Raw genomic sequence first — 11,733 nt, forward strand, 5'->3', positions numbered from 1 at the left:
GGTGTCCAACGCTCGGCCGTACCCCGTGGTTCCCCGGTGGCGCTATGGCGTCGATCACGAAGGCGCGGAGTGTAGCAGACCCCTCCCGCATGCTTGTGAAGGCCCTCACGAGCGACCCCCCAAGTGGGGGTGGATACTCGATGACATGAGCACCACGGAGCGTCCCAGGATCCTCGTAGTAGGCGGTGGGTACGTAGGCCTGTACGCGGCACGCCGCATCCTCAAGAAGATGCGGTACGGCGAGGCGACCGTCACGGTCGTCGACCCGCGCTCGTACATGACGTACCAGCCCTTCCTCCCCGAAGCTGCGGCCGGCAGCATCTCTCCGCGCCACGTCGTGGTTCCGCTGCGACGTGTGCTGCCCAAGGCGGAGGTCCTCACCGGCCGCGTCACGACCATCGACCAGGACCGCAAGGTCGCCACCGTCGCGCCGCTGGTCGGCGAGGCGTACGAGCTGCCCTTCGACTACCTGGTCATCGCGATGGGCGCGGTCTCGCGTACCTTCCCGATCCCCGGCCTGGCCGAGAACGGCATCGGGATGAAGGGCGTCGAGGAGGCCATCGGCCTGCGCAACCACGTCCTCGAGCAGCTCGACAAGGCCGACTCCACGACGGACGAGGAGGTCCGCCGCAAGGCGCTGACCTTCGTCTTCGTCGGCGGCGGCTTCGCCGGCGCGGAGACCGTCGGCGAGGTCGAGGACATGGCCCGCGACGCCGCGAAGTACTACACGAACGTGAAGCGCGAGGACATGCGCTTCCTCCTGGTCGACGTCGCCGACAAGATCCTCCCCGAGGTCGGCCCGAAGCTCGGCGCCTACGGCAAGGAGCACCTGGAAGGCCGCGGCGTCGAGGTCTACCTCAAGACCGGCATGGACTCCTGCGTGGACGGCCACGTGGTCCTGAACAACGGCCTCGAGGTCGACGCCAACACCATCGTGTGGACCGCGGGCGTCAAGCCGAACCCGGCGCTGTCCCGCTTCGGTCTGCCGCTGGGCCCGCGCGGCCACGTCGACACCGCCGCCACCCTCCAGGTGCAGGGCACCGACTACATCTGGGCCGCGGGCGACAACGCCCAGGTGCCGGACCTCGTCGGCCGCAAGGCCGGTAACGAGAACGCCTGGTGCCCGCCGAACGCCCAGCACGCGCTGCGCCAGGCGCGGATCCTCGGCGACAACGTGGTCTCCGGCATGCGGGGCTTCCCGCAGAAGGAGTACAGCCACGCCAACAAGGGCGCGGTCGCGGGCCTCGGTCTGCACAAGGGCGTCGCGATGATCGTCCTGGGCAAGACCAAGATCAAGCTGAAGGGCCGGCTGGCCTGGTACATGCACCGCGCGTACCACGGCATGGCGATGCCGACCTTCAACCGCAAGATCCGGGTCTTCGCCGACTGGACGCTCGGCATGTTCCTCAAGCGCGAGGTCGTCTCGCTCGGCGCCATGGAGAACCCCCGCGAGGAGTTCTACGAGGCCGCCAAGCCCGCGCCGAAGCCGGCCGCCGCCGAGGACAAGAAGACCGCCAAGGCTTCCTGAACACCGGCTTCCTGACCACGCGTCGGCAAGCCACGCAGTACACACGCCGAAGGGCGCCTGCCATCCGTGGGGCAGGCGCCCTTCGGCGTTTCCGCGTGCCGGTCCGCATGCCGGTCGTACGAGCCGCTCCTTCGGCGTATTCACAATGGCGCCGGTGCCGGGCTTTGCTGTTCCCTTACGAACGAACGGGACTACCGGGACCCCATCAGGCGTTTACGTGGTGGGTGAATCTATCTCGCCCCGACTCGTCAATAACGGAGGTGTGCGACATGGCCGACGCCGCTGGACGGCTCACCAAGCTCGCGGAGGAGCTACTGGGCGCCCCGCTCCCGGTGCGCATCCGGGCCTGGGACCGCAGCGAGTCGGGTCCGCCAGGAGCCCCGGCCCTCGTCTTCCGCAACCGTCGCGCGCTGCGCCACCTGCTCTTCAAGCCCGGCGAACTGGGCCTGGCGCGCGCCTGGGTGGCCGGCGACCTCGACGTCGACGGAGACCTCTACGCCGCCCTGGACGGTCTCGCCGAAATGATCTGGGAGCGCGGCCCGGAGGACCAGGGCAAGCCGCAGCGCGCCGCCGTGCTGCGCGCCCTGGCCCGCCCGGAGGTCCGCAGCGCCGCCCGTGAACTCGTCTCGCTCGCCGGCGCGCCCCTGCCGCCCCGCCCGCCCGCCGAAGAGGCGCCCAAGACGCACGGCCCGCTGCACACGCTGCGCCGCGACAAGCAGGCCATCAGCCACCACTACGACGTCGGCAACGACTTCTACGAGCTGGTCCTCGGCCCGTCCATGGTCTACTCCTGCGCCTACTGGGAGACCGGCGAGGAGGGGGCGGCGACCCTGGAGGACGCCCAGCGCGACAAGCTCGACCTCATCTGCCGCAAGCTGAACCTCAAGGAGGGCGAGCGGCTGCTGGACGTGGGCTGCGGCTGGGGCTCGATGGTGCTGCACGCCGCGCAGAAGTACGGCGTGAGCGCGGTCGGCGTCACCCTCTCCGAGGAGCAGGCCGCGTACGCCCGCAAGCGCGTCGCCGAGGCCGGGCTCACCGACCGCATCGAGATCCGCGTCCAGGACTACCGCCTGGTCAAGGACGGCCCGTACGACGCGATCTCCTCCATCGGCATGGCCGAGCACGTCGGCCGGGACCGGTACGCCGAGTACGCCGCCGACCTGTACGGCCTGCTCAGGCCGGGCGGCCGGCTGCTCAACCACCAGATCGCGCGGCGTCCGCTGGCCGACGAGGACAGCTACCACGTGGACGAGTTCATCGACCGCTACGTCTTCCCCGACGGCGAGCTGGCCCCGGTCGGGCAGACCGTCGGCCAGCTGGAGGACGCCGGCTTCGAGGTGCGCGACGTGGAGGCGATCCGCGAGCACTACGCGCTGACGCTGCGCCAGTGGGTGGCCAACCTGGAGCGCCACTGGGACCGCGCCGTGCGCCTGACGACGCCGGGCCGGGCCCGCGTCTGGCGGCTGTACATGGCGGCCTCGGCACTCTCCTTCGAGCGCAACCGCATCGGCGTGAACCAGGTACTCGCCGTCCGTACGCCGGAGGGCGGGGCCTCCGGCATGCCGCTGCGGGCACGGGAGTGGCGGGGCTGAGCCGCCCGGCCGCGCAGCCGACGGGAGCCCCGGTCCGGTGGACCGGGGCTCCCGTGCTTTCAGCCGCGCGGGGTCACTCCGCCTTGATCGCGGCCAGCATGTTCAGCCGGGCGGCGCGGCGCGCGGGCCACAGCGCGGCGGCCACGCCGACCAGCGCGGCGAGCGCCAGGAAGAGCGCCATCCGGCCCCAGGGCAGCACCATCTCGTACGTGCCGAGGCTGTCCCCGATGAGCTTGCCGCCGGCCCAGCCGAAGAAGACGCCGAGGCCGATGCCCAGCACCCCGCCGAAGAGCGAGATCACCAGGGACTCCAGGCGGACCATCCGCTTGATGCCACGCCGGTCCAGGCCGATCGCCCGCAGCATGCCGATCTCCTGGGAGCGTTCGAACACCGACATCGCGAGGGTGTTGATCACGCCGAGCACCGCGACGATCACGGCCATGGCCAGCAGTCCGTAGAGCATGTTGAGCATCAGGGTGACCGACTTGGCGATGCCCTCGGAGATGTCCTGCTTGTCCTGGACCTGGATCGCCGGGTTGTCGCCGAGCGCCTTGGTCAGCCTGCTCTGGGCGGCGTCCGAGGTGCCGCCCGCGGTCTTCACCATGACCTGCATGTCGGACGGGTCGGCGATGTGCGGGGTGAGGGTCGGGCTGTCCAGCAGGATGCCGCTGATCAGCTCGTTGCCCTCGTAGACGCCCGCGACGGTGAGCCGCTGCTTGCTGCCGTCCTCGTACGCCACCGTGAAGGCGGAGCCGGCGTGCCAGCCCTTGTCCTTGGCGGTGGCGTCGTCGACCACGACGTTCTTGCCGCCGACGGTGAAAGCGCCGCTCTTGACGGGGAGATCGGTGAGGTCGCCGATCCTGCTCCCGTTGACGCCGGTCAGATACTCGGTCGAGCCGGCGATCCGGGCGGGGGCGTTGCGCATGCCGCTGACCGCGGTGACGCCGTCGACCCCGTCCAGCTTCTTCTCCACCTCGGGCGAGAGGGAGCTGCCGTTCGCCATGGAGACCACGTAGTCCGCCTTCAGGGCGGAGGTGGCCATCTTGTCGACCGCCTGCTGTGAGCTGCCCGCGATGACGGTCATGCCGGTGATCAGGGTGAGGCCGATCATCAGCGCCGCGGAGGTGGCGGCGGTGCGGCGCGGATTGCGTACCGCGTTCAGCCGGGCGAGCTTGCCGGAGATCCCGAAGGCGCGCAGCAGCGGGCCGGCGGCCGCGATCAGCGGGCGGGAGAGCAGCGGCGTGAGCACGAAGACGCCGATCACCAGCAGCGCGGCGCCCAGCCCCATGGGGAGCTGCCCGGAGTCCATGTCCTGCACGCTCGTCGCGTACAGGACGACGGCGATGCCCGCGCCGGTGAGAACGGCGCCGAGGGTGTTGCGCAGTACCAGGGACTTGGTCGTGGCGGTGGCGTGCACGCTGTTCATCGCGGCGACCGGCGGGATCTTGGCGGCGCGGCGGCCCGGCAGCCAGGCGGCGAGCATGGTGACCAGGATGCCGACGGCCAGGGAGGTGGCGACGGTGCCCGGCGAGACCACCAGCGGACCGTCGGGCAGGGTCACGCCCGTCGCGCCCATGACGGCCCGCAGCCCGGCGCCGATGCCGATGCCGACGGCCAGCCCGGCCACGGCGGCGATGGTGCCGACGACGAACGCCTCGAAGAGCACCGAGCGGGTGACCTGCTTGCGGGACGCGCCGACGGCGCGCAGCAGGGCCAGCTCCTTGGTGCGCTGGGCGACCAGCATGGTGAAGGTGTTGGCGATGATGAAGATGCCGACGAAGAGCGCGATGCCGGCGAACATCAGCAGCGTGGTCCGGAAGCTGTCCATCGACGAGGCGATCGTCTCGGCCTGGTCGTCGGCCAGCTGCCGCGCCGTGGTCGTGGACGCCTGGTCCTTCGGCAGCGCCTTCTTGAGCTGTGCCTGGAGTGCGCTCTGCGAGACGCCGGACGCGGCCTTGACGTCGATCCGGTCGTACGCGCCTTCCTTGTGGAAGAGCCGCTGGGTGGTGGGGGTGTCGAAGAGGGTGAGCGAGCCGCCGGCCGCGACGGTGCCGTCGTCGGTGGTGAAGATGCCGGAGATCTTCGGGGTCAGCACCGGGCCGTCGACGGAGACACGGACGGTGTCGCCGACCTTGTAACCGGTCCGCTCGGCGGTCTTCGCGTCGATCGCGACCTCGTGCGCGCCGTGCGGGGCGCGGCCGGTCTTGAGCGGGTAGCGCGGGTCGTGGGCGCCCGAGTAGTTGCCGCCCTGGGTGGAGAAGCCGGTGCCGACGAGCTTGCCGTCCTTGCCGGCGAGCGCGGTGAAGCCGTGCAGGGAGCCGATCGCGGAGTCGGCGCCGGGCACCTGCCGGGCCTTCTTCAGCAGGGCCTCGGACAGCTGGGGCGGCGGCGCGAGACGGTCGCCGTGATCGGGCTGCGACTCGGGCTCGACGGCGACGTCGACATGGTCGAAGCCCTTGGCGGAGCTGCTCTGCTGGGCCTGGGAGATGGTGTTGGTGAAGACCAGGGTGCCGGACACGAAGGCGACGCCGAGCATGACGGCGAGCACGGTCATCAGCAACCGGGCCTTGTGCGCGAGGACGTTGCGCACGGCGGTTCGGAACATGAGTGGACAGTCCTGAAGGTGAGGTCCGGAGGACGGGCGGCGGGGACCGGCGGTACGGGCCGGGACGGGTCAGCTCGTACGGCCCTCGGCGTCGGGGCCGGGGGTCTGGGGGGCACCCCCGGACAGACGCAGCATCCGTTCCAGGACCTTGTCGGCGGTCGGGGTCGTCATGTCGTCGACGATCCGGCCGTCGGCCAGGAAGACGACGCGGTCCGCGTAGCCCGCGGCCACCGGGTCGTGGGTGACCATCACCACGGTCTGGCCGAGCTCGCGCACGGAGTTGCGCAGGAAGCCCAGTACCTCGGCGCCGGAGCGCGAGTCGAGGTTGCCGGTGGGCTCGTCGGCGAAGATGATCTCGGGCTTGGAGGCCAGCGCGCGGGCCACCGCGACGCGCTGCTGCTGGCCGCCGGAGAGCTCGCTGGGGCGGTGCGCCAGCCGCTCGGAGAGGCCGACCGTCGTCACGACCCGGTCCAGCCACTGCTGGTCGGGCTTACGGCCCGCGATGTCCATCGGCAGGGTGATGTTCTCCAGCGCGCTGAGCGTCGGCAGCAGGTTGAACGCCTGGAAGATGAAGCCGATCTTGTCGCGGCGCAGCTGGGTGAGCTTCTTGTCCTTCAGGCCGGTCAGCTCGGTCCCGCCGATCCGGGCCGAGCCGCGGGAGACGGTGTCCAGCCCCGCCATGCAGTGCATCAGCGTGGACTTGCCGGAGCCGGAGGGGCCCATGATCGCGGTGAACTCGGCCTGCCGGAATTCGACGCTGACGCCGTCCAGGGCGACCACCTGGGTCTCGCCCTGTCCGTAGACCTTGGTGAGATCCGTGGCGCGTGCGGCCGCCGCGGTGGCGCGGGTGGCGGTGGGAACGCCGGAGTGGAGGGTGGTCACGGGTGGGTGCTCCTGTCGGATGTAGGGGCCGTGTGAACGGTCGGATTCCATCGTCCGGGAGCGGAGGGCGCGGGACGTCAGTCCCTGCGCCGGTCTCTCGGGGGGCCTGCGGTCGGACGCCACGGGCCCCGGGTCCTCCTTGGGGATGAGGGCGACCCTGAGGCGCTGACGCGGCGGCGGGAACGCGGGCAGGCCGCGGTACGGCGCGGGGGAGGCATCGAGTTTCCGTCATTCCGGCCGCGGCGGCGCCGGTGGGGCGTGAGCGGGGCGGTTCGGCCCTGGGCATGTGCCGAAGGCCAGTACCACGTGCTGATGCACCCTCAGTTGCCAATAAAATAAGACAACCTCGGGCTCACCCGCCGCTGTTCGAGTGGCGCTGCGGGCTAGGCTCGTGGTGCCGTCTTCGTGACGGCGTGGGGGGTTTCGGGCCCGGATGGTGGAATGCAGACACGGCGAGCTTAAACCTCGCTGGCCTTCGGGCCGTGCCGGTTCAAGTCCGGCTCCGGGCACACTCCCGTGGACGGGGAGATGATCCGCGGGGAAGCCCGCCCCCTCCTGCCCGACGGCGACGCACCCTCCGTAGCCCCGTCGGTGCCCCTCGTGACGCGCGACTCCGCCTGACGGGCCGTCACGGTAAAGGTTTTCCCACCTGTCTCCGGGGGACCCGGAATCGGCTTGCTGAATACAAGCAACATCCTGGACACTCTCTTGGTAGCTACAAGCAACCTATGAACAGGGCAACGCAGACATGACTGGGGGAAGGGCGACGGGTGCGGGCACCCACGCCCGGGAGGACGCCGCCGTGAGCAGTGCCTCGTCGAAGCTGGACGAGGCCGCCGCCGAGCTGGGCACGCAGATCGTACGTTTCGGACGGCTGATCACCACGTGGCGGCGGAGCGCCAAGACGGACGGGGGAGCCGCCGACCGGGTACTGCTCGCCAAGCTCGTGAACCACGGGGACCGGCGCGCCACCGACCTGGCCGCCGACGCCTTCCTGGACCTCTCGACCGTGAGCCGCCAGGTGCGCTCACTGGTGGACCGGGGACTGGTCGAGCGCTATCCGGATCCCGAGGACCGCAGGGGGACGCTGCTGCGCGCCACCGACGCCGGGCACGCGGCCTTCCAGGTGTACCGGGCGCAGCGCGACAGCAAGCTGGCGGCCCTCCTGGAGCGCTGGCCCGAGGAGGACCGGGAGCACCTGGTCCGCCTGATGGGCCGGCTCAACGACGATCTGGAAGAGGCCAGGCACACCCCCATCCCGCCCCACCCCCCGGAAAGCCGGGACACCGCCGTGAAGCAGAAAGACACACCAGCGTGAGTACCACGAAAACCCCCGAGATAGCGGGGACGGCGCCGACAGCCGGGACGGGGGCCCTCAGTCACCGGCAGATCCTGACCATCCTCAGCGGACTGATGCTGGGCATGTTCCTGGCGGCGCTCGACCAGACCATCGTCTCCACCTCCATCCGGACCATCGCCGACGACCTGCACGGCCTCAGCCAGCAGGCGTGGGCGACCACCGCCTACCTGATCACCTCGACGATCGCCACGCCGCTCTACGGCAAGCTGTCCGACCTGCACGGCCGCAAGCCGTACTACCTGGCGGCGATCAGCATCTTCGTCGTGGGTTCGGTGCTGTGCACCTTCTCCACCTCGATGACCGAACTGGCCGTCTTCCGGGCGCTGCAGGGCCTGGGCGCCGGCGGCCTGATGTCGCTGGCCCTGGCGATCATCGGTGACATCGTCCCGCCGCGCGAGCGCGCCCGGTACCAGGGCTACATGCTCGGTACGTTCGCCACCTCCAGCGTGGCCGGGCCGCTCATCGGCGGCGCGCTGGCCGGCCAGGCCACCCTGCTGGGCATCACCGGCTGGCGCTGGGTCTTCCTGGTCAACGTGCCGGTCGGCATCATCGCGCTGTTCGTGGTCGCCAAGGTCCTGAACATCCCGCACACCCGCCGCGACCGGCGCATCGACTGGTGGGGCGCGCTCACCATCGCCATCGGCGTGGTCCCGCTGCTGCTCGTCGCCGAACAGGGCCGCGAGTGGGGCTGGGGCTCGGCGACCTCCGTCGCCTGCTACGTCATCGGCGCGCTGGGCATCATCGCCTGGATCTTCGTGGAGCGGAAGGTCGGCGACGACGCGCTCATCCCGATGCGGTTGTTCCGCAACGGCACGTTCAGCAAGACGAGCCTGCTGTCCGTCTTCATCGGCATGGGCATGTTCGGCGGGATGATGATGATCCCGCAGTACCTGCAGATCGTGAAGGGATCCAGCCCCACCAGGTCGGGCCTGGAGATGCTGCCGCTGATGGCGGGCATGATGATCGCCTCCATCGTCACCGGCCAGATCACCTCCAAGACCGGCCGCTACAAGATCTTCCCGGTCATCGGCACGGCCCTGATGGTGGCGGCGCTGCTGCTCTTCCACTTCCAGGTCCAGTGGGACACCCCGCTGTGGGAAACCATGGTCTTCATGGTCGTCTTCGGCCTCGGCCTGGGCTCCTGCATGCAGACGCTGGTGCTGGCGGTGCAGAACGCGGTGCCCCCGGGGGACATGGGCGTGGCGACCGCGTCGTCCACCTTCTTCCGTCAGATGGGCGCCACCGCCGGTACCGCGATCTTCCTGTCGCTGCTCTTCAGCACCGTCGGCGACAAGATCGCCTCGGCGTTCCGGACCGCGGCCTCCACCGACCGGTTCCAGGCCGCCCTGCACGACCCGTCGGTCCTGCGCGACCCGGCCAGCAAGCCGGTGCTCGACATGCTCCAGCACCCGGGCGCCGGCGGTTCCTCCTCGGTACTGAGCGACTCCTCGTTCATCCAGAAGCTCGACCCGCGGCTGGCCGAGCCGTTCCAGCGCGGCTTCACCGACTCGATGCACAACGTGTTCCTGGTGGGCGCGATCATCATCGCGGTGGCCTTCGTGCTGGTGCTCTTCGTCAAGGAGGTGCCGCTGCGGCAGATCTCCGGCCTCCAGGCGCGTGCCTCCGAGGAGGCCGCGACGGCCGGTGCGGCGGAGACCGACGCCACGGCCCCGGCGGAGCCCGTGGACATGGTGAAGGACGCGCCGGCCGCGGCACCCGCGGAGCCCGGTCCGGACCTCGCGGCCCGTGCCGAGCCCGTCGCGGGCCCCGGCATCAGCGGGCAGGTGCGCGACGGCCAGGGCCTCCCGCTGGCGGGCGCCGCGGTGACCCTGATCGACATCGGCGGCCGCCAGCTCGGCCACGCCCGTACCGCGCGGGACGGCGGCTACGCGCTCGCCGCACCGGGGGCCGGCACGTACGTGCTGATCGCGTCCTCCGGTACCCGGCAGCCGCAGGCGGCCACCGTGGTGGTGGGCGACGAGGTGGTCCCGTACGACCTCGCGCTCAAGGGCGCGGCCGGGCTGACCGGCCAGGTGCGCGACAGCCGGGGCGCGGCCCCGGTGCCGGGCGCGCTGGTGGTGGCCACGGACCTGCGCGGTGACGTGGTGGCCTCGGCCGTGGCCGGCCAGGACGGCGACTTCGTCTTCGGCGACCTGGTTCCCGGCAGCTACACGCTGGCCGTCAGCGCGGCGGGCCACCGCCCCGCGGCGCTCCAGGCCGAGGTCGGCGGCTCAGGCGAGGCCAACTGGTACGAGGCGCGGCTCGCGCCCTGTGCCCGGATCTGCGGCACCGTACGGACCGGGCAGGGCGAGCCGCTCGGCGACGCCCGGGTGACCCTGCTGGACCCGGCGGGCAACACGGTGCTCTCCGTCATCACCGGTGACGACGGCGCGTACGCCTTCACCGACCTCGACGGCGGTCAGTACACGATCATCGCCAGCGGTTACGCACCGGCGGTCGCGTCGCTGCGGCTGGAGGACGGCGGCCGTACCGGCTTCGACATCGACCTGGCACACGACACCGTGTCCTGACGCGGTGACATCACGGCCCGGCACGCTCCCACGGAACGTGCCGGGCCGCGCGGCTGACCAGGGGAGGCAGCGGAACCGTGTCCGCTCGGCAGCTCCGGCCCGTCAAATCCCGTCATGCGGACGGGAATTGACGGGCCATCAGCATAGGTGCACCATGCCGCAACAAACTGTTGAAGCGGCGGAAGGGGTGCACGGCGATGGGCGAGACACAGCGCGGGGACGGCCGGCTCGACGTTCCGGTGATCGACCTGTCCGGCTGGCGGGACGGGACGGCCGAGGAGCGGACCGCGGTCGCGGCGGCCGTGGACGAGGCGGCCCGCACCGTCGGGTTCATGCAGATCACCGGACACGGCATCCCGCCGAGCGCGGCCGACGGGCTGGCCGGCGCGATGGACGCCTTCTTCGGGCGGCCGGCGGACGAGAAGCGGGCGCTGTGCGCACCGCCCGAGGTCAACCGCGGCTACACCCCGCCGCGGGCGGAGAAGCTCAGCCTCAGTCTCGGGGTGGCCAGTCCGGAGGATCTGTTCGAGGCGTTCAACGTGGGGGTCGAGGCCGGCGCTGCCGGCGGGCCGTACGCCGGGGCCGCGCTGCCAGAGGAGTACTTCCCCGCGAACCGCTGGCCGGACCCGGCGGCCGTCCCCGGATTCCGGGCGGCGGTCGAGGAGTGGTTCGCGCGGGCGGGAGCGCTCGCACGCCGGCTCACCGAGGTGTTCGCGGTGGCACTCGGCCTGGAGCCGGGCTTCTTCACGCCGTACACGCACCGCTCGGTCGACGTGCTGCGGATGAACAACTACGCGCTGCCGCCGGAGGCGACGGTGGTCGACAAGCGGCAGATGGGGATGGGCGCGCACACCGACTACGGCATCGTCACCGTCCTGTGGGCGGACCGCGTGCCCGGCCTCCAGATCCTCGACACCGACGGGGCCTGGCACGACGTCGTACCGGCCGAGGGCGCCGTCCTGGTCAACCTCGGCGACGCGCTGGCCCGGTGGACCAACGACCGGTGGCGCTCCACCCTGCACAGGGTGCTGCCGCCCACCGACGCGGCGGGACGCCTCGTACGGCGCCGCTCGGCCGCGTACTTCCACGACGGCAACCACGACGCCGTCATCAGCGCGCTCCCCGGCTGCGTGGCCCCGGGCGAGCGGGCGCTGTACGAACCGGTCACCATCGGCGAGCACATCGCGGCCAAGCTGGCCGGGTCGCGGGCGCTGCGGCCGCACGAGGGCGCGGGG

At 71.3% G+C, this 11,733-nt stretch carries 7 protein-coding genes and 1 tRNA gene; 6 read left to right on the plus strand and 2 right to left on the minus strand.

Annotation, left to right across the window (positions count from 1 at the left end):
• Window positions 1–145 precede the first annotated feature (145 nt).
• Entirely contained in the window at window positions 146–1,528 is a 1,383-nt protein-coding gene (locus tag ABT381_RS23725; protein ID WP_351597809.1) for an NAD(P)/FAD-dependent oxidoreductase, read from the plus strand.
• A 269-nt stretch (window positions 1,529–1,797) separates the two neighbouring features.
• Complete coding sequence (locus ABT381_RS23730) at window positions 1,798–3,120, plus strand: class I SAM-dependent methyltransferase (RefSeq protein ID WP_351597812.1); 1,323 nt, start codon at window positions 1,798–1,800, stop codon at window positions 3,118–3,120.
• Window positions 3,121–3,193: 73 nt separating this feature from the next.
• On the opposite strand, the gene ABT381_RS23735 is transcribed toward ABT381_RS23730, so the two are convergent.
• Window positions 3,194–5,725: an ABC transporter permease gene (locus ABT381_RS23735; RefSeq protein WP_351597815.1), complete on the minus strand. Its 2,532-nt coding sequence runs from the start codon at window positions 5,723–5,725 to the stop codon at window positions 3,194–3,196.
• A gap of 69 nt (window positions 5,726–5,794) precedes the next feature.
• Complete coding sequence (locus ABT381_RS23740) at window positions 5,795–6,607, minus strand: ABC transporter ATP-binding protein (protein WP_351597818.1); 813 nt, start codon at window positions 6,605–6,607, stop codon at window positions 5,795–5,797.
• A gap of 427 nt (window positions 6,608–7,034) precedes the next feature.
• Between ABT381_RS23740 and ABT381_RS23745 the strand changes: the two genes are divergently transcribed.
• The 4 genes from ABT381_RS23745 to ABT381_RS23760 all read left to right on the plus strand — a co-directional run.
• A tRNA-Leu gene (locus ABT381_RS23745) sits at window positions 7,035–7,116 on the plus strand.
• A 293-nt stretch (window positions 7,117–7,409) separates the two neighbouring features.
• A complete protein-coding gene (locus ABT381_RS23750; protein ID WP_351597821.1) occupies window positions 7,410–7,925 on the plus strand; it encodes a MarR family winged helix-turn-helix transcriptional regulator in 516 nt (171 codons plus the stop codon).
• Window positions 7,922–10,498, plus strand: coding sequence for an MFS transporter (locus tag ABT381_RS23755; protein WP_351597824.1), 2,577 nt, complete (start codon window positions 7,922–7,924; stop codon window positions 10,496–10,498). Before ABT381_RS23750 ends, ABT381_RS23755 begins: the two co-directional genes overlap by 4 nt.
• A gap of 197 nt (window positions 10,499–10,695) precedes the next feature.
• Window positions 10,696–11,733 (plus strand): isopenicillin N synthase family dioxygenase (locus ABT381_RS23760; RefSeq protein ID WP_351597827.1); only part of this gene is annotated, 1,038 nt, incomplete at its 3' end.

Source organism: Streptomyces sp. NPDC000151 (genome assembly GCF_040301705.1).
Classification (GTDB): domain Bacteria; phylum Actinomycetota; class Actinomycetes; order Streptomycetales; family Streptomycetaceae; genus Streptomyces.